Annotated in this window: 14 protein-coding genes and 2 pseudogenes; 7 read left to right on the top strand and 9 right to left on the bottom strand. The window is 64.9% G+C overall.

What is annotated here, in order from left to right:
* Nucleotides 1–4: 4 nt before the first annotated feature.
* The 3 genes from RMCN_RS31610 to RMCN_RS24100 are packed head-to-tail and all read right to left on the bottom strand — an operon-like array spanning nt 5 to nt 1678.
* Nucleotides 5–736 carry an Arm DNA-binding domain-containing protein gene (locus RMCN_RS31610; protein ID WP_234787768.1) on the bottom strand — a complete coding sequence of 244 codons (732 nt, stop codon included), beginning with the start codon at nt 734–736 and terminating at the stop codon, nt 5–7.
* Nucleotides 733–915, bottom strand: a complete 183-nt coding sequence (locus RMCN_RS24105; RefSeq protein ID WP_084377715.1) for a helix-turn-helix domain-containing protein — start codon at nt 913–915, stop codon at nt 733–735. Before RMCN_RS24105 ends, RMCN_RS31610 begins: the two co-directional genes overlap by 4 nt.
* A gap of 1 nt (nt 916) precedes the next feature.
* The gene (locus RMCN_RS24100) at nt 917–1678 is read right to left on the bottom strand and encodes a helix-turn-helix domain-containing protein (protein WP_234787769.1); all 762 of its coding nucleotides are present in this window, start codon (nt 1676–1678) and stop codon (nt 917–919) included.
* 951 nt (nt 1679–2629) lie between these two features.
* Here RMCN_RS24100 and RMCN_RS24095 point away from each other — a divergent pair.
* Nucleotides 2630–3361: a hypothetical protein gene (locus RMCN_RS24095; protein ID WP_067394609.1), complete on the top strand. Its 732-nt coding sequence runs from the start codon at nt 2630–2632 to the stop codon at nt 3359–3361.
* A 1026-nt stretch (nt 3362–4387) separates the two neighbouring features.
* Here the strand turns inward: RMCN_RS24095 and RMCN_RS24085 are convergent.
* Entirely contained in the window at nt 4388–4702 is a 315-nt protein-coding gene (locus tag RMCN_RS24085) for a hypothetical protein (RefSeq protein ID WP_067394605.1), read from the bottom strand.
* A gap of 650 nt (nt 4703–5352) precedes the next feature.
* Between RMCN_RS24085 and RMCN_RS24080 the strand changes: the two genes are divergently transcribed.
* From RMCN_RS24080 to RMCN_RS31600, 3 genes and pseudogenes are all read left to right on the top strand, one after another.
* A complete protein-coding gene (locus RMCN_RS24080) occupies nt 5353–5880 on the top strand; it encodes a hypothetical protein (RefSeq protein ID WP_067394602.1) in 528 nt (175 codons plus the stop codon).
* A gap of 1244 nt (nt 5881–7124) precedes the next feature.
* On the top strand, nt 7125–8303 hold the full coding sequence (locus tag RMCN_RS31605) for an EspK C-terminal domain-containing protein (protein ID WP_234787767.1): 1179 nt from the start codon (nt 7125–7127) through the stop codon (nt 8301–8303).
* Between the two features lie 204 nt (nt 8304–8507).
* Nucleotides 8508–8621, top strand: a pseudogene (locus RMCN_RS31600) (prevent-host-death family protein); the annotation flags it as partial.
* Nucleotides 8622–8769: 148 nt separating this feature from the next.
* Here RMCN_RS31600 and RMCN_RS24065 read toward each other — a convergent pair.
* From RMCN_RS24065 to RMCN_RS24060, 3 genes are all read right to left on the bottom strand, one after another.
* The gene (locus RMCN_RS24065) at nt 8770–9501 is read right to left on the bottom strand and encodes an NYN domain-containing protein (RefSeq protein ID WP_067394599.1); all 732 of its coding nucleotides are present in this window, start codon (nt 9499–9501) and stop codon (nt 8770–8772) included.
* Between the two features lie 123 nt (nt 9502–9624).
* Nucleotides 9625–9858 carry a hypothetical protein gene (locus RMCN_RS30875; protein ID WP_131808598.1) on the bottom strand — a complete coding sequence of 78 codons (234 nt, stop codon included), beginning with the start codon at nt 9856–9858 and terminating at the stop codon, nt 9625–9627.
* A 347-nt stretch (nt 9859–10205) separates the two neighbouring features.
* A complete protein-coding gene (locus tag RMCN_RS24060) occupies nt 10206–10379 on the bottom strand; it encodes a hypothetical protein (RefSeq protein WP_234787766.1) in 174 nt (57 codons plus the stop codon).
* Between RMCN_RS24060 and RMCN_RS31135 the strand changes: the two genes are divergently transcribed.
* Nucleotides 10378–10542, top strand: a complete 165-nt coding sequence (locus RMCN_RS31135) for a hypothetical protein (protein ID WP_165604475.1) — start codon at nt 10378–10380, stop codon at nt 10540–10542. The two genes, RMCN_RS24060 and RMCN_RS31135, sit on opposite strands and share 2 nt — an antisense overlap.
* A 96-nt stretch (nt 10543–10638) precedes the next feature.
* Here RMCN_RS31135 and mobF read toward each other — a convergent pair.
* Nucleotides 10639–16485, bottom strand: a pseudogene (mobF, locus tag RMCN_RS24055) (MobF family relaxase).
* A 321-nt stretch (nt 16486–16806) separates the two neighbouring features.
* Here mobF and RMCN_RS24050 point away from each other — a divergent pair.
* Nucleotides 16807–17178: a hypothetical protein gene (locus RMCN_RS24050; RefSeq protein WP_234787765.1), complete on the top strand. Its 372-nt coding sequence runs from the start codon at nt 16807–16809 to the stop codon at nt 17176–17178.
* 60 nt (nt 17179–17238) lie between these two features.
* Here the strand turns inward: RMCN_RS24050 and RMCN_RS31895 are convergent, their stop codons facing one another.
* Nucleotides 17239–17364 (bottom strand): hypothetical protein, encoded by a 126-nt coding sequence (locus RMCN_RS31895; protein WP_263987531.1) that lies wholly within the window; start codon nt 17362–17364, stop codon nt 17239–17241.
* Between the two features lie 269 nt (nt 17365–17633).
* On the opposite strand from RMCN_RS31895, the gene RMCN_RS24045 reads away from it, so the two are divergent.
* Nucleotides 17634–18104 (top strand): hypothetical protein, encoded by a 471-nt coding sequence (locus tag RMCN_RS24045; protein WP_234787764.1) that lies wholly within the window; start codon nt 17634–17636, stop codon nt 18102–18104.
* Nucleotides 18105–18434 lie beyond the last annotated feature (330 nt).

The raw sequence follows: 18434 nt of genomic DNA, 5'->3' as shown, positions 1-18434 counted from the left end.
GAACTCACCCCAGCCGAGTTCGCTCTACAGTGGACCACGACCCACCAACCCCAAGTCGCATAGCGACTGGACCACCAAACGGGTCCCCCTCAGCAGCATTATGAGACGTGTACTTCCACGCGACGGCATCCACAAGTGCGCGGTGGATCATTGCGTGTATGTTTCGCACGGTCTTCGGCGCCAGTCCGGGATGCACCTGCTTTGGAGCGATGCCCGCGTTGTACCGACGTACCGCAGCTCGGGCAGCGTGGATCGTTGTGCCACACGCCTTAGCGTCTTCGCGCGGACTCGGTGTCGAACCATCGACCGTATGGCTACGCCAGTAGTGATACATCGCGTAGTTGCGGTCCTGCTTGATCCGGCCTTCAGAAAGTAATTTCGCGTAAAGCTTCAGCAGTTGAGGCTCATCGAGCCGTTGGAGCTTTTCTGCCCCAATGTGCGGTACTACATAACACCTAGCGTAGTCGTTCCAGTTCTGCCAAGTCGTTGCGTCCATAGAAGGTTCCAAGGCTGAGAACCATTCGGCGAAGAACTGTGCCACCGTGCGAGTCGAGGGTCGCACATCGCGACCTTGATCGGCTCCCCGCATGGCATCGCGACACGCCTTCCAGGCCTCCTTCTCCGTGGGAAAGCCACCCTTGGAGATGATTGGATACTCGCCGGTGGATGAATCTCGCTCAGGCGCTCGGAATCGGTATGTCCACGTCCTTCCACGTTGGTAGACCGACCCCTTCACGATGCAACTAACTGGCGCAACTCGGCAGTGACGACATAGACTCGTCCGCCGAGTCTGCGGACTGGGAGCTCGCCAGACGCGGCGAGTCTGTAAGCCGCAGCGCGACTGATTCCCAGAATGCTCGCAGCCCGGGGAACCGCGAGAAGCAGTGGAAGATGATCAAATATGTTCGATTCCATCTTATTTCACCTCCCCCTCGCAATTTGTCGAGTTTGCCACTCTCGCTGACTGCTTCTGTGGGCTGCAACGCGGGCAAAACGCTGCTGCTTCAGTTCCGTCCGACTGTGTGACTGTGATCGTGCGCGACATTGGGTCCTCACAATCGCCACACCACAATGGTCTTTGTTGTGCGGAAAGTGTTGGTGGGGCGGGTAGCTCAGTGAGACGTCGTGCGAGGACAGCAGCGGGATAGCGCACCCCCTCTGGCCGGGTCGAAAGATGGGCCAACAGCGTCTGTGATGTCCAGCCCGCGCCGAAGGCCGCCTCGATTGCCGGTGCAAGTTTTCTCGCGTCCTCCCGATTGACTTGCCATGAGCTTGGAAGTGAACTCAGCACTGCTGCCGACGACGGTTTGTGTAAAGGTTCTATTGAAAGGTTCAAGGCGTCAGTGCCCTGGACCCGCGGGGGTACAACCGGCGGACAATCCCCTTCCGGAGGTCGGACGGCGCCCGTCGTGTTGGCGGACTGGGGGGGTCCGATCTCCGGAAGGGGAGAACTGTGCGTCGCATCTGGGTGATTAAGAAGGTAGCGGCTCGAACGCCTGGCTCCCGAATCGTGATACTGAGCAACTCGCTGCACGAGGCCCTTATCCTCGAGTTTGCGAAGCGTTTCCAACACGGTGCTCCGCGCGGCGCAAGATTCCGAGACAAGCTTTCGGATTGACGGGTAGCACGAAAACTTGTCGTCTGCCCGGTTCGCGAGCAGTATGAGGACAAGGCGCATCATCGGGCTCGAAACCTCGATGGTTATCGCCCAGTCGAGCGCCTTCCAGCTCATCGGTAATACTCTCTTAGTCTTGAAGTTTCGTCGATCATCGTCTTCCGAGGTTCTCTAGAGGTCACGTGTGATGGCTCGGACGGCCACTATGCAGACTCGCTGCAGGCTGACAGAGCGATAGGGATCTCGATGAATTGGAACGTAGATGAATGGATGAAACGGCGTCCACCACCAGATGCAACTTGGGAAAGATTCAACTCTTGTCGTCACCCGGTAGCGACAAGCGGCGAAATCCAAAGGCGGTCTGACGAGATCGTGTTCGGAGGAGCTTCGCTGTGCCGGAATTCTGGCCGTACCGGTACGGCCTTCGGCGAGCGCCCGGTGACGCCCATTGTGCCTATGTGGAGCAGTAAATGGGTACTAGTTGGGCGTTAGTTAGTCACTGGTCGTGCATAAGATGAGCATCAGTTGATACCTAAGCTTCTACAGGGCGAGCGCATGGCTGTTCCGGCAAAATCTATTCTTAGGTAATGTGTTTCGGCTGCTAGCCAGTCATTGCCAGCTAGCGGTACCGTAGGAGCGTGCACGGCGACACACTGGCTTTGAGTTTTCAGCGACTGGCAGATCAGCTCGCTCGAACGACATGCGCTGCTGCTGCGGTGACCGTGCCGATGTTTGCACACTTTGTTGGTCTCATTGGCGAAGGATCCGGCTCTGTCAACGGGTTGGCGGATGGCTGCGGCCGCTGGCAATCGACTGAGCTTGCCGCCAGACGCGCGCAGATGCGTCGTCAGGCCGCGAGTCTTGTTGATCGGAAGGATGCCAAGTCACGAGGTTGTCGGGCCTGCACAGACGATCGAGCAATCGGCGTCTCGTACAGGCCGTTCCACGAATTACCTGCTCTGCGAGCAGGCTAGAAATATCGGGGCCTTCCATGGTCCGCGTTGGAGGCAGGATGTGAACGACGAACTCGGGCAAGCCAATAGCCGGGGGTTTGAGCTCGGTCGGCGGCACGCTGCAATCGCGGAAGTCGTCGGACAGGCGGCCCAGTGGGCGCGTTCATTCTGCGTCGTAACTTCCCACGTCTTACCGGATGGATCAGCATTTGTGACCTATCCGCTCGCGCTGCATGCCGATCGTCTGCACGCGGTGTGGACTCGGCTTGGAGGCGCGTGCATGGACCTTGCTACTTCACTTGCTGCAGGCGAAGGCATACAAAGTGCATCAGCCATGCCGCCCAACCATGGCAACACGGGTCAGCCGACGACATACAGGGAAGGCGCGGATTATGTACACGTCCTTCAGCCACGACGCGTTCAACGCCCCACATTGCAGGATCTTTGGCGTACGGAAGTTACCCACGCGCTGCTCTATCTCAGTGTCAGTGGTATCAGAACTGATGAGCTAGAACGGTACGCCTCGACTTCTCAGGCACTATTCGACGACGCTGCAGCTGTGGTCCGCGACGCTTATGCGCGTTCCACCGCCGCGACCTTTGGGCGTGTCTGGGCGCTTGCTTCGGACGTGGATGGGAGAGGGCGGGCTCTGATCGCATGGATGAAGGCGCTAGCGGATGTGGGGTTCAGTGCCGACGACTGTGCGTTGATATTGAGCGATTTCAAGGTTGTGTCGCCCGATGCCGTGTCGTATTGCCTTGACAACAAGAGTGTTTGGCTTTCCGGAGAATGATTGGAAGGGGACAGAATTCGCCAGATATCATGCGGTGAACGTAAGTCCTTCCTGGATCCGCCGATTCGGCTGGTTGGAAGTCGTCTGCTCGACCGTCACGACGAGTCCATCTTCGAGGACAGGATCGTCTCGGGCTGTGAGCGCTCAGCTGAAGAACTCGGCAACGACGCAGGCTCAGAGTTTCGACGGTGGGACCATTTATTCCATCCGCCAGATTTGGATGACTTACGGCTGTGACTGTGATCCCAGCATTCAGCAATGGACGGAATACGAGAGGGAACCCCCGGGAACTCGAGGAAATAACCGCGATTCAATGGCCGGCGTTTGTGAAAGGCTTCACCGCAGATCCCGCTGTTGTCAGCGTAGGAGACGACATTGCCAATTGCCCGTGAGTAGTCCGTACATCTGGAGGATAAAAAAACAAGTGCTGAAAACGCCAACGGAGTCCAATGTCAGACGATTCCTCTAGTCGTCGGCGGAACTGGCGCCATCGCGAGAATCGCGCGAGACCGAAGTTCCTAGCGAAGCGCGTCACTGAAGAGGATCACGAAGTCGTGACCGCGTATGCCAAGAGCTTGAACGTCACGGTCGGCGAACTCTTGAACCCCGCGGTGACAGAACTCGTCACCCGGGCACGCGTTCACCTTTCGATGACAACCGTAACGCCCTACGAAGACGGCAACTATGAGCCGGATAGTGCTTAGGCACGTGTTCGCCACGTTCCCTCTAGGGCTACAGCGCACCGCAGACCGTCCAGCCCCTGCGCTCAGTCACGGTAACTTCGCGCCGTTCTCAGGCTGACGTATGCCACATATTTCGATCGCGGTCGCCTAGGCGCCGCCACGGCTCGACCATTGGCATGTCCGACATCGGCGCGCAGTGGCCGATGTCATTGATGCGCTGCTCGGGTAACGCCGGTGAATCGCGCCGAGTGTGGATCAACGCCAGCAAGAGGGCCGGGCGTTCCGTGGATGAGCGAGCGCACAAGATCGCCGATTCTGGGTAGACCGAAGGGACCAGCGGGGGTCAGCCTTTGCTTGGTCGCGGCAAGCCGTAGCGGGCTCGGATCTCGCCCTCGTTAACTGTGCGCCCGGCTGCGAGGTCGGCTTCCGCCTCCAGTAGCGATTCGTGAAGGTCTGCGGCGTCGATGGGCCAGTCGTCGTCGAGATCTTGGGATGCATCGCTGTCGTCCTGGGAGGCTGGGTCGGGCGCTTCCCAAGCTTCATTCTTGCCCGGCGTTGGCAGCTCGTCGAAGTCGCCCGGAACAATAACGTCGGGCCGTTGACCGAAGCGGTGCGGGGGAGCGGCCCCACACCCCGTGTCACCATCCTCGTTCGTCACGGTCGAAGGATACGCCGCTGCTTCTAGAGGGGCTCGCTTGAAGTTCGGCGATGACGTACGAACATGATCAAGCACGAGGCAAGTATGTCCGGATGGTTCAGAGCGACTCTGGTCGTCTATCCGTCGAAATCCTACTGTCGTGTCAACGGCGGCCGAAAATTGACCCCTTTTCCCGACACGGGGTTAGTTTCAGGCGACGCCGACATGTCGTTGCCCGTGGAGTTGAAAGAGCGGATGGTCAGCACCACTAGATGGACGCGGCCGCACACCGGTATCAGCCACCCATCAAATCTCCACACCCGGATTGTTGTGCTGGCGGCCGTTCACACCGGACTCCCAGCCTGACCGTTGACCGGCGCGCATTCAAATCCCACTGGATACGCGGAGATCATGGTGTTCTGGGTCAAGACCGAACGCCGTCGGCTCTTGCGCCGATTCGCGTTCGCCTGACCGATGACTGAGCTGCCTCCCACAAGCGAGCCCCAGCTCGTCGAGCACTGTCGCCATAATCGTCATTTTGAGCACATGATCTGCCGACGCCGTTGGATTGCTCCGTGTTGCCTATAGGTGACATGAGCTGCGGAAACTCGCGCTTTCGGATGTGCCCGTGACGGTGGCCCAGTGTCGTCGCTTCGCGATACCGTCGTTACATGACCAAGAATGGCCGGTGGCGTGGCCGCCCCAGGCTCGCCGCCGCTGCGGCGGCCTTTGTGGTCGCAGGCGGTGCCGTGGTGACCAGCGGCCTGGCCCTCGCCCATCTAGACCAGCCCGCCCGGCACACCGCGAATGTCGTGCCGCCCCCGGCGCCCACATACAGCAGCAGCGGAACCCAGGCAGCCAGGGCGGCCGCATGCGGCGCGTGGGATCGGGTGGCGCGGTCGACGGCGCTGGCCAGTAGAGCCAGCGCCGAGGCGTTGAAGCAGAGCTGGAACAGTACGGAAACCAGCGCGGCATTGGCCACGGAAAAGCTCACTGGTATGACTGCGGTGTCGTACTTACGTACTCAGTTGACCGACGCCACACCAGCTTCGACCGCGAAGCCGCTATACGACTGGATGGCCGCCAGAATCGACATGCTGCATGCGCTGAACATGCGCCACTGGGACGAGGCAGATCGCGAGCAAAAGCGCGGCAACGATCTGATCGATGTCATCAGATCCGAGTGTGGGTTGCGCTGATGCCTGCTGTAGGAGGGTCTGCGGGATCGTATGGCCCGCTTATCGTTACGTCAGACATGGAGCCGCCGGACGCTACGCACTGGGATGCGCAGGAGCAGAGCTACCGAGCTGGCGCTACGTCGTGGGACGGGATCCACCAGGAGATCGTTCGCAACAACGCAGCGTTTCGTGATGCCGCCGATTCGCGGGGGTTCGACGAGGCTCACCGTGCAGGAGCGGTGCTGGCCGAGGAGGCCAAGACGGTAGCCGAATGGCACGCGAAAGTCGCCGACAAATGCGCTGATATTGCCACCGTGCTGCGCGATACGCGTGCAGGTCAAGAGCAATTGCTACGGGACGCTGACGCGAAGATCGCGAGCGCGAAACTTCCAGGCGAAGCAGAAGCCCTCGTAACCACTTACCACGGCCTTGCCCGGTACCAGACTGAAGCTGGGGTTGCTGCTGCAATGGCGGCCCATGTCGCATTTCAGAAGAGCAGTGAAAACACAAGGGCTCTAAGTCTTTTGACGAAGTGGGGCGATGCTCCCTCGGCCCCGGCAATACAGCCCCTCGACCACCACACGTCGGCCGGCATCGAACAGGATGAAGATCCTTACAGTGACGCTGAGAAGCCGCAGGCCGGGGCTGACGCCCCCAAGCCTCCAGCCGAAGCGCCGACCGACTCTGCAGGTACAACCGCACAGTCTGGGGTCAATCCTGGAATCGAAACGGCCACAGCCGATGAAGGGATCGATACGGCGACCGGCCCGGTGACGCAGGCGACTCCTGGAGTAGCCCCGCCCCGGTCGGCGGCCTCGCCCCTGGGCGGTAGCGGTGTGCCGTCGATGGGCGGCATGGGCAGCGGTGGTGGTGGCATGGGTTCCGGTGGGGTGCCGAAGATGCCCAGCGGCCTGGGAAGTGGCGGCCTGCCGAGTACAGGGTCCAATCCGCCGAGTAGCGGCGTGGGCCAAATACCCGGTGCTGCAAGCGGGTTGCCGAAAGGTGGCGGCGTACCCGGGTCAGGAGCAGGGTCGCCTTTATCGTCTGCGTTCAATCAGGGGTTGTCGACTTCGGCGAGTATGGGTGGTGGGGTGCCCGCAGCACCGCCGCCAGCTCCGGCGAGTCCGTCACCGGCCTTGTCGGCGGGAGGACATGCAACTCCGGCTTCGGCCGCCGCCGCAGGCGGTGGTGGCGTTTCGCCGGCTGCTGCTCAGTCAGGCATGGTGGCCCCGGCTGCGCCAGCCGCGGCTCCTACCGGGGCCGGAATGGGCACCGGCGGCGGTGGCGCCCCGATGATGCTGCCGCCCGGTTCGATGGGACCGCCAGCGGGGGCTATGCCGCCGCCAGCGGCGACCGTGCCCGCTGGAACCCTTGGCGCTGGCAGCAATGGCCCATCGGCTTCCCCGCCGCCGTCGGGTGCGGGAGCGGGCGCGACGCTGATTCCGGCGAGCGTGGTGGCCGCGGATCAAACCGCCGCAGCACGTGAGCGCCGCGAATCGGCGGACGCGGCGGCCGCCAAGGAGTTGGCGTGGAAGCTTCAGCTCGCCGCTCAAACAGTCAGCTACCCCATCGAATGGGCGGTAGGGGTCTTTCGGTCACCCAGCGGAACGGAAACCGTCATCACCTCAAATGACGGAGCGAGCTATATCCCCGCTGGCGTCTTCGTCCCGCGGTCGGTGCGCGTCCTTGCCACAGATCCTTTGGTGGACGACCATTTTCGGCAGCTTTGGTTCGGCTGGGCCGATCCGGCGCGCGTCCTCATCGAATACGCGCAGCTGCGCGCCGGGATGGGCTGGCGCCTGGTCGCGGCCGCGACCACAGTCGGGGTGAGTGTGCTGCGTGATGCCGGGGTCGAGCATCCGCCCTCGTGTACTCGACAGACTAACCCGCTGCTGCAGCCTGGCGCGCAGGTCGCCGCTCCCGCGCTGGACAGCATGCACGTGCACCGACTGGCGGCGCTGTGGCCCGACGTGTATCCGCGACTGCTGCGCGTGATGGACGCCGACCCGATTTTCCAGGATCGAATCGTCTCGGCGGCAAGCGCGGCGTTGACGAATTCGGCGACCACCCAGGCGCAGGCGGTCGACGGCGGCATCCCCAATCCCGTTCGCCAGATTTGGCTGACTCGCGGCGGCGACCGTGATCCGAGTCCCCAGCAGTGGGCTGAGTACGACGCGGCGGCCAAGGACTTCAACACAGTGACCTCGATTTTCCGGCCCGGCTTCGTTGGACAAACTGATCCAAGCGAGACAGTCGAAGAGCTTGCGCGCTACCGGGCGCATTGGCTGGTATCCCGCACCGCCGAGCACATCGGGGGGTGGGCCACGCGCCCGCTGCCACTGCCAGACATGTGTTACGCCGCAGCCGCCATCGGCAACACGCATCTTCGGGACTTGATCATGAATGCGCTCGCCAGCGTCGAAGACGACTTGGCACAACGATGACGATCGGTGATCACTGGCATGTGAGCCGGACTACTAAGGCTTAGAGCTTGGCATGCGGCATGCTCACCTGAGATAACACTTGGCAGATACGCCGGAGCTGGTGATACTGATGTGAATACTGAGACGACGATCGACTGAGGGGCGGCCAGTATGAAGCACGACGATGAGATCGTCGCTCTCACTGCACTCATGCGCATCGGCAAGTTGCACCCCGCGACCACGCGCGGACCCGCGCCGCGGCCAACGATTCCGATGGTTGACGGAGCTGATCCCGCCGGCATGCTGCTGCAACGTATGCGCGCTGAGGAGAGGTACTAGTCGAACCGGCATCGCCTGACCTACCGCGCGGATGTGGAAAGCCCGTGTCCCGGGCATGAAAAAACCCGCCCCCAGCAGGGACGGGTGGTATGACGCAATTATGCAACGCAAATTGCGTTGATGCAATTCCCTTTCGTCATGGGTGTGGTCACCACGGGCCGGGTCTGGGGACGCCGCCAGCGGGGTCTGGGAGTTGGCAGGCCTGGAAATCGGCTGCGTTGAGCTGATACCACCAGTGGTTGCCAACACCGTCTGCTGGCGAGCCGCGCAGCTTGCCCGCGGTGTGGTTGCGCGAAGGGTTGACCGTGCCGACCGGGATGCGATCACGTGCCGCCTGGATCGGGAACTTCAGATCACTGTCGTTGCTGATCACCACGGCCGCGTCGATGCGCTGCTCAAGCACATCGAGCAGTAGATGAGCCGCTACGTTCACGTCGGAGCCCTTTTCCTCGCGTCGGGCGGTGGACACCATGAACATTGCGCCGGGGTTGTCCTGGCCGCCAGCGTCTTTTACCATCAACGGGCCGCCGGGATGGGTAAGGATGGGACGGAAATTGCGGTCCGGGGTGGCCAGCGGCGCGCGGGCCACGCGGTGCACATAGTTGCCCAGTTCGATGTGGTCAGCGGTCTGAGATCGGCGCAGCGCCCGCAGGTACACGTCTTGCTCGCGGTTGCCTACGGGATTGTCGGCGCCGGAAATGACGGCCGTGCAATAGATAACGCGGTCAACTGTGGCACCCGTCCACGCCGAATGATTGGCGACCAGTCGCGTTCCTAGCGCGCGAATGTCGAGCCAGCGCCAGCCCGCCACACCTTTCCCGCAGAGGCCGCGGCCGCCGTAGTACAGGTTGAACCCGTCGACATAGACACCCACGCGCATAGGGATGCACGCTAGCGGGCGAACGCGCCGAAAGGTTCGTGGACCACGGGCAGCTCGATCACCAGTCGTCGGTGTCGGTGACGAGTTCGTACAGTCCGGTGGCGCACGGCGGCGCGCGCCTGGTTACGTCTGCGTGGGTGGGGGCGTAGGCGTGGGCCATCCAGGTGATCTTGTCTGCTTGGCGTCGATGAACTCGGCTCGCTGGGTGGCGGTCCAGTCCTCGGGCAGCCCCAAATCCGTGGAGTAGACCGTGTGGACGACGCGCCGGATCGCAGGGTCGACGCCGGGTGGCATGGATGCGGCTGTGCAGGCGTTGAATCGGCGCAACCGTAGGGTGCGGGCGGGAAAGCGCTTCATGTGAACCTGCCACCGCCACTGACAGCGAGCCTGATGAGTTTGCCGATGGCTGACACCGTATACGCCGCCGCGCACTGCATCTCGATGGCCGCGGCAACGCCTGGATCACCGATATGTTCGCCGAGGCAGAGAAACTGTCTTGATGACCAAGAACGTCAGCGATGGTGCGGACGGCGGCGGAGGTGTACACCACCTCAGCGAGGTCGGCAACGCCCAGGTGCTCGGCGGGCAGCCGAGCACGCGAGCCTTGGCGTAGCGCGCAATCAGCAGATGCAATTATCTAGCGCTGTCGAAATGATCCGGCGCTGACGGTAGCAGCAGTGCGAGCAAGGCTGAGGGCAAGCAGTCTAGGGTTCACGGCGGCTGATGTAAGTGTCGCGTGCCGTGCGTCGCTCGGCGTCAGCGACCTCGCTGTTGAATGCGATGGCCAATCGGGCGTACTCAGCGTCAAGGAGATCCTCGTCAATCGCCCCCGGCTGCGCCGCGACCGGTCGGGACTCGTTGGGTGAAGGTGACGCCATGTCTCCAACGATAGGTCGCCGAGCCCTGCTGGGAACGTGCACTCCGTGCGCGCGGGGACGGTTCGCCGGGCTGCGCGAAGCGTTCGGCTCACTGCGCACCGCAGGTCTCTTCTTGGGCAGCTGCGATCTGTTCTTACGGGCCGCATCGGTGGGCAGTGTGTAGTCCTTCCAGTTGGAGGGAACGTGTCGCTTAGACGCGGCTCGCAAACTTTCGCTCGCGACCATGACAAGCGGCCAGCTCAGAGGTTGCAGGCGGCTGTCAGTCATCGACGCTGGCACAAAGGGTGTGCTCGGGATCTTCGACCGCCACGTGGGGGGCGCGCCATCGCTGGTCAAGGTGGCGGCGCTGGGCCGAGCGGACTGCGCGGCCTGCGGCGTCGTACTGGGCGAGGATGTGACGCCACGGTTCGCTCAGGCGGGTGCGGCCGAGGCGATCGGCCAGGGTGACCGCCGGGACGGGCTGTAGCAGGGGGTGTGCTGGTGCGGCGGGTACGGCTGTGAGGGTGATGTTCCACGGCAGAGCTTGGTTGAGTAGGCGCACCGCCGATGAGCTGGCGCCGCGGCGTGTCTGTGGGTCGAGAAGGATGACGCGTGCGTCTGCGGCCGCGGCGTGGCGGGCGATGTCGGCGAGCTGGTCGGGTTCGGCGGCTGCGGGGTCGTCGATGACGACGATTGCTCCGGGTGGTAGTGCCCACTGCTGATCGTTGATTTGGCGGTGGGCGTGGGCAGCGGTGGTGATGGTGTCGGCCAGCTCGGCCTCGCGGGCGGGTGCCGCGCCGGCGTCGGTGGTCGACAGCCAAAGCACTTTGCGGTCTTTGGCGTTGGCGGTACTGCGCAGGGTGTAGAGCGCCGCGGCGGTTTCGCGGTCTGTGACGTCGGCTCGGACGACGCTGAGCCGATACGGCTGTACGGCCAGAGTTTTGAGTCGGTCGGCGATGTCGGGCTCGTGGGCAGCCAGGGCCGCCGCGGGGAAGAGCAGGGGCGTGCGGGTGAGGTCGACATCGCCGGCGACTTGCAGCAAGGCAACTTCGGAACGGGCTGATTCCAGCAGCTGCTCGAGAGTGTCGGAGGTGGCGGTCTGGGCCGCGGCGAAGGCGGCAGCGACATCGCGCTCGGCGCGTTCGAGTTCTCGGCGCAGCACCTGTCGCCGGTCGCGCAGCTGCGCGCGGGCGGCCAGGTCCGCGCGCTCGGCGTCGCCGCGTGCGGCGGCGATGTCGTGCTCGGTGACGATCTTGTGGCCGCCGGCGGCCGCGGTGCGCGCAGCCTGCGCCTCGGCGAGGGCCTGCTGAAACTGCATTGAGGGCGCCTGATCGGGGAGTAGGCCGGTATAGAACGTGAGTTCTTGGCGGGCTGAGGCGATGTCGAGTTCGTCGGCATCGGGGTTGGTCTGTAGCAGGTCGAGCTGAGTGCGGGCGTGCTCGATCAGGCGCAGGGTGTCGTTGTAGGCGGCGTCGGCATCGGCCCACTGCTCCATCACCGCGGCGACGGCGTGGCCGTAGGGTCGATCGGCGTCGACTTGGCGGCGCATCTGCAACAGCTCGTCGGCCGCATCGCGCATAGCGGGGCCATTTCCCGCGCGAATTTCTGCGTCCAAGTTTTTGATTGTTTCGCAAACCTCGCGGTATTCCTTCTGAAGCGTGGTGACCAAATTCATGGTGATGCCTAATTCGGGTATAGGACGGTTTGCTGAGAGGTCTTCGAATTGCAAATCTCCGAATTTTTCGGAGGTGTATTCGAATGAGCCATCGGGTTGGGCGGCGTCGAAGTGGTCGTCGAAGGGTGGGGCTTGGTTGATGTCGGCGAAGGGGTATTCAGGGTCGGGCGGGAACAGTGCCTCCTCGTCGGGGTGCGGTGGGGCGTGCTCGGGGGTAGGCAGGTCTTCGACGTCGATGCCGAGACGCGCTTGCAGCCGGTGGGTGAACGCATCCACGGTGTAGGTGATTAATCGTGCGTAGTCGGCCGGTGGGATTGGGTGGTCGGCGTCGGCGGCGTCGGCGAGGTGTTCGGCGGCGACGTGGAGCAGGTCGCGCGGGGTCCAGGTGGCCGGGTCTGCCGCGCTGATCGCGGCGACCAGCCCGGGCCAGGCCGGGTCGGAGGTGATGGTTTCGGTCAGCGCGGCCCCGAACGCGGCGTCGACGTCGGTGATCCAGGCCGGGCGCAGCCGCGAATGCGTGGTGGCCAGTGTGGCGGTCGGGGACAGGGCGCCGGCGATGCGCCACCAGAGTGCGGCGGCGGGCAGCTCGTCGGGCAGGGGGCCTTGGCGAGCAGCGGTGGTGATGATCTGCCGCAGGTCGGCGGTCGTGCGGGTGGCCTGGGCGAGTTGGGCGGCCAGCTGTGGCCAGTAGGCATCGGCGCGCAGGCGTGGGTCGATGGCGTCGATGAGGTCGTTCCAGCGGGTGGTGTCGGCACTGCGCCGGCTGATGTCGGCGGCGGCGTAGCGCTGCAGGGTGGCCTGTACGGCGCGGGTCCGCACGGGGTACTGGCGCGCGCCGGTGAGACGAGTGTCGGCGTCCTCCACGCCGGTGGCGGACCGGAACACCGCGATTTCGGCGGTCAGTGCCGGATTCACGGTGATCAGCGGCCGCGCCCAGGCGGCGGCGGTCGCGTTGGTCCATGCCCGCGCCCGCTCGCGGATCTGGTCGGCCAGGCCTTGGACGAGTTGCTCGCGGCGGGTGAGGTAGGCACCCCAGTGCGGATCGTCGGCCAGCGCCGGCGGGATGGCGGGAAGCCAGCGCAGCACCCCGATGCCGGCGGAGTGGGTGCCGGCGGGATCGATGCGGTGATCGAGGACCGCGGCGGGGTCGGCGGCGTCATCGACACTGCCCTTGGCCAACGCTTCGGTCAGCAGCGCGCGGGGATCAGCGCCGCCGAGCGCCAGGACAGACAGGTTGCGCCGCAGCACCGGCCAGGCCTCGCGCTGGCTCAGCCGGGGGATTACGTCATCAGCGATGGCGTCCAACCGATCCCGCGCACCTGCTCCCAACTGGTTTTCGGCTGCCACGCCCAAGGCGTCGTAGAACATGTCGGCCGCAGCTTGTAGCCGCGTGGCCGGATCCTCGGCGCGCCGGGCTTCGGTAGTCGCCGACACCTGGGCGCCGTCGCGGGCCAGGGCGCGGGTCAGGACATCGACGGCGGTGTCGGGGTGGGTGGCCTTGAGGGAGAGCAGCCGGTGGGGATCGCCTTCGGCCGTGGACAGGTACAGGTGGTTTTCGTCGGTGGCGCGGGTCATCGCGACGTAGAGGTGCTGGCGGGTCAACATGTCCGAGCCGACGATGTGGCAAGTTCCCTTGGTGTCGCGCCGTCCTGCGGTCAGGCCTTGGGCGGAGTCGATGGTGGCCGCGTAGCCCAGCGTGACGTGTTCGGCGATGTAGTCGGCGGGCAGCGTGACGATGCGTCCGCTGCGCAGGTGGCGGGCTTTCACGCTGCCGTCGGTGAGGACTTCGGTGATGGTGTAGCGGTAGCCGTTGCGCACGAAATCGCTGCGCCCGATGGTGATTCGGCGATTGTTCTTGCGGGTGCGGATGGTGTCTCCTGCGCTGGCGTGCAGCTGATCTGCGAGCACCACCGTGGCCGCGGTGGCCGCGTCGGGATCGGCGGCCAACCGGTCAGCGCGGGCGCGGGCGTTGAGCTCGTTGATGACGTCGTTGGTCGGTGCGAGCAGGATGGAATCTGCGCCGGCGGCCAGGTCGGCCCGCCATGCCTGATAGGCCATGTCGGCCGCGGTCTCGTCGGTGCCGACGTGGATGCGGTGGTGGTCGATGTAGAAGCCGATGCCGGCCGGGTCGGCGTCGTGCAGCGCGAGCCCGGCGGCGGCTTCGGCGGGTGACTTGAATCGCACGACTTCGCTCAAGGTGAGCGCGTCGGTGGCTTCGGCGATGTCGCGCAGAACACCGCCGGCCGAGATGGACGACAACTGGCCGTCGTCACCGACCAGGCGCACGCTGGCGCCCTTGCGCAGCGCGTCGGTAATCATCGCGTCCAGGCCGGCTGTGGCGGCCTTGCCGGCCTCGTCAACGATGATGAGCGTGTTGGGGCCCACCCGCTTAAACCAGTCGGGCACACCGGAGATCGCGGCCTTGTCCGGATTGGCTGACCAGACGTACTTGTCGAGGGTGTCGGTGGTGGCGCCCAGGTCCGCCCCGAGCACGATCGCCGCGTCGGCTGTCGGGGCCAAACCGATCACATGTCCGCCCGAGCTGCGCCACGCATGGGCCAACGCCGCCATGGCCGTGGTCTTGCCGGTTCCGGCGGGCGCGAGCGCGAGCGCGACACGGCGCCCGGTGGTCGCCATCTCGGAGACCAAAGCGGCTTGGCCGGTGTTGAGTGTGCGTCCGCGCGCCGCCGAATCTGCGAGAGCCAGTTCGACATCGGCGACTGTGGCGGCGCGGCCGTCGCAGCGATGCACCGCGTCCAGAATGCGCCGCTCGGCGGCGAGTGTGTCGCGGCTGGTGTAGAGCTGAACGCCGTGGCGGGAGTAGGCGCTGGCACCGTCGCGGCGACGCAAGGCGACAGGCTCGCCGAATTCGGCGTCGGCGATGCGGGCGTGCGGCACCGAGAACGCGTCTCCGAGAGCGGTATCGGTGAGTCGTTCGACCAATGCGACATCGTGCGCCACGCCGTGCGATCGAGCGATTCGCAGCGCTTCTGCGCGCACGTGGTGACGTTGCCATGTGGCGCGGGATTCCGACACCGTGGCAATCAGTTCGCCAGCACGCGACGCGACCCATTCATGGTCGACGACGGGCGTGGTGCGGGCTCGGTTGGGACCGGCCAGGACACCGGCCAACATGCGGTGCAGACCGTCTCGCCCGAGGACTTCCACGGCTTGGGTGCGCCACACGTGGCGCTGCTCAGCCAGCGAGCGCGGCTCGTGTTTGGCCTCGCGCGATTCCAGCGTCGCCTGCTGGGCCAAAGCGATGATTTCGGTGTTGGTTGGTTCGCGTCCGTGATCGGCCTGAAACTGCTTGGCCAGCTCGGCGGTGCGCGCCTTGATTGCGGCCCGCCGGCTCGACCACCGTGACATCAATTCTGGTGACATTCCGTCGATCTCGCGGACCGGTCGTTTCCCGCGTCCGCGGGACTGCTCCACGAACAGCACCGCGAGTCTTTCGATCATGTGAGCTTCGAGGCGGGTGTTGTACAACTCGGAGGCCGCGACCGTCACCCGGTGCAGCGGTTGACCGTCTAGGGCGAGCCATCGGCGCACGCCGTTGGCGTCCACGTGGGACACCTTGTTGGAGATCGCGACGTGGGTGTGTAAGTCGGGGTCGCCGGCGCGAGAGTCGCGGTGGGTGAACGCTGCGGCGATGAGTCCTTCGGCGTCGACCTGGGCGACGCCGCCGGCGCCGGTGCGGGTGAAGGTGGCTTGATCTTGCAGCCACTCCAATACGTCGGCGACGGCCGCATCATGGGCAGCCTCAATCTGCTCGGCCACCGGTAGCGGGGCGATGGCCCACAGCGCCGACACTGATTTCACCGGCGAGAACGTCAGGTCGTATCCGGCGACGGCGGTCGTGCGGGCGCGGGTGTTGCGGGCGATGAATCCGGACAGTTCGCGGTCATCGGCGGGTGGGCGGCCGTACTCCTCGGCGAATAGCTCCAAGGCCACGCGGGTGCGGATCTGTGCGCGGATCTCCGGGGCGATGGTGGCGTTCCAGTGTGCGCCGTTCTCGGCGTTGTGGTCGCGGAAGGCCACCGCCAGACGCCGCGCGTACTCCGGTTCGCCGTTGCGTACCAGGAACTCACGACCGAGTCGGCTGGCCGCCCGCCCCGAGCCCATGCTCCGGCCGATGACGTAGGTCTCGATGCGCTCGGCGTTGGGGTGCAGACCCAATCCGTATAGGGCGCGCATCTGCGCCTCGCTGACGCCTGATCCCTCATCGACGGTCCAAATCGCCTCGCGGGCTTGCGGACTGGCTTCGCAGCGGCCGGCGTCAGACAGAGCGGCCAAGCCGCGACCCATTCACCGACCGGGCGATTCACCTTTGGCTGAGTAGTAGTCGGCCAGCGTGGAGCGGCCGCGCTCGGTGCTGTCGGCGGCAGCGACCTGCCGCACCAGGTACAGGTATCCGTCCCCAGCGGTCAGCTTGTGCAGCGTCATCACCATGACGCGCACGCAGGCGTCCGCATGCGCCGCACGCTACGAACTTGGCGGTTGGCGAAGCCACCACCAAACCGGAGGTTCTTAGAAAAGTCTTAGCCGGCGGGTTCTCCTGAGTGCAAGAGGTGTGTGGTCTGTCGTTGGGCTACGAAAGGGGGTCGTGGGACAGGTAGCTGGGGAGCTGTGCGCGGTGGTGAGAGGAGTGGGCAGCGGTGGGGTGTGGGCAGAGACGGTGGTGCGGCAGGAGCGGCGGCGAAAAAATTGGTGAACGACGAATGTGGCTGTGGTGGTGGCCGGATCGGCTCGCAGGCTCCTAAGGTCCCGACCATGACAACACCACGGATATCGAAGCTTGAGGCCCGCAAGCGCGCCCATGGAGCGTTCCGCCGGGCCAACGAGGCCCGCGTCGCGAAGGAGAAGGCGAACATCGACGATGCCGCGGAGATTCTCGTCGCTGTCGGCAAGATCGCCGAAATCGAAACCTGGAAGAAGGAGCGCCTGGCCCAGCTGCGCCAGCAGCTCGACGTCGAAGTCGCCAAGAAGGTGGTTGCGCAGCGCGCCAGGGGCGGCGCGGCGGTCGTGCGTATGCAGAGCCGTGGCGAGACGCTGACGACGATCGCCGCGCGCACCGATCTGGGGATCGGAATAGTTCGTACCATGCTGCGGCACGGACCGCGGACTGAAGCCCACGGCCAGTGACGATTCGCATGCACTAGGTGCGGGTGGCGTGGCCGGTGGACCGATGGGAGTTGTTGACCCTTACATCAGTGAGCCGCCGGCCGACGCCGCGTCGGCGTGATGTGCGGCGGGCGTTGAGGCGTGGTCGTCGGCGTGCGGAATCAGTGGCGCCGGGCGGCGTTGGTCGGCGCGTGCGTGCGGTGTCATGCCAGCCCGCCGCTACGCAGGTCGGGGACGTGGGCGCACGAGCCGGTTCAGCATCGTGCGGTGCAAGCGCTCGACCGGCGCGCCCGCAACGCGTCTGGCCAGCTCTACTCAGCGTGCCCGGTGTGGCGGCGGTTGCAGGACCACACAGGACCTTGGGAGTGCGTTCACAACGCCGGTGGAAGCTGGCCGCGCTGGGCGCTCTGAATGTCAGTTCTGACGGTTAGGTTCAACGGCTATGAGAAGCGCGGAGCTGTTGATCGTTGATCGGCGTGTGTACGCTGCGGAGATCGCCCGTTTTTCACAGCCACGTCGTCTGCGGGCCAACGGCTTCGGACTGCAACATCTGGGCGGGCGCGATCGGCGCCGATGTCTACGGCCGTTTCTACCTCACCCGCGAGGAAGCGGGTTTGTCCGTTCGCCCGCACCGCTACGCGTTGGCAATCGTGTCCGGTGTGGTGGCCGCTAGGGTGCTCGGGCTACACGAGTGCGACAACCCGGTGTGCGTCAAGTTCGCGGCGGCGACAGATCCCCACCCGCACGTCGTTTCGGGCTCGCAGGGCGACAACATGGACTGCATGGCGCGGATGCGCCGTGCCGGCGGCCGATACGCGGTGCGACGCTTCGACAGTCGGGGCCTGCGGCGCGAACGGTCGGTCGCGTTGCGCGAAGCGATGCGCCACGGTTGGGATGACGCCGTGGTGCAGGCGGCGCCGCTGGTTAACCAGCCCACCCTGTGGTGAGATCCGCCATGCCCGTTGAGATTCGGTGAGCATGTGGCCGGGTGTGGCGAGCTGGGTGGTGTGGGGCGCGGTGTCGCAGCGGCGAGCTGGAGGCGCTGAGAAGGCGTGCGGCAGTGGCGGTTGCGCGCGGGCGCTTAGCCACGCCGCAGGAGCACCGCGTCGCGCGACGGAAGCACAGTTCTGGCGTCGAACCACACAGGCACCGCAGGACGCCGGCTGTGCGGGCCCAGCAGATGCGGGACAGAGTCCCGTGGCGTGGTGGACTTCGGATCGGCGTGGGTGTACGCGTAGTGATCAACGAGTCGTGGTGAATGCTAGGCGATTTGGCGC

Origin of the sequence: Mycolicibacterium novocastrense (genome assembly GCF_001570485.1) — a bacterium.
Taxonomy (GTDB): domain Bacteria; phylum Actinomycetota; class Actinomycetes; order Mycobacteriales; family Mycobacteriaceae; genus Mycobacterium; species Mycobacterium novocastrense.
The sequence above is the reverse complement of the archived record's forward strand: the minus strand, read 5'-3'. Positions and strand labels throughout refer to the sequence as shown.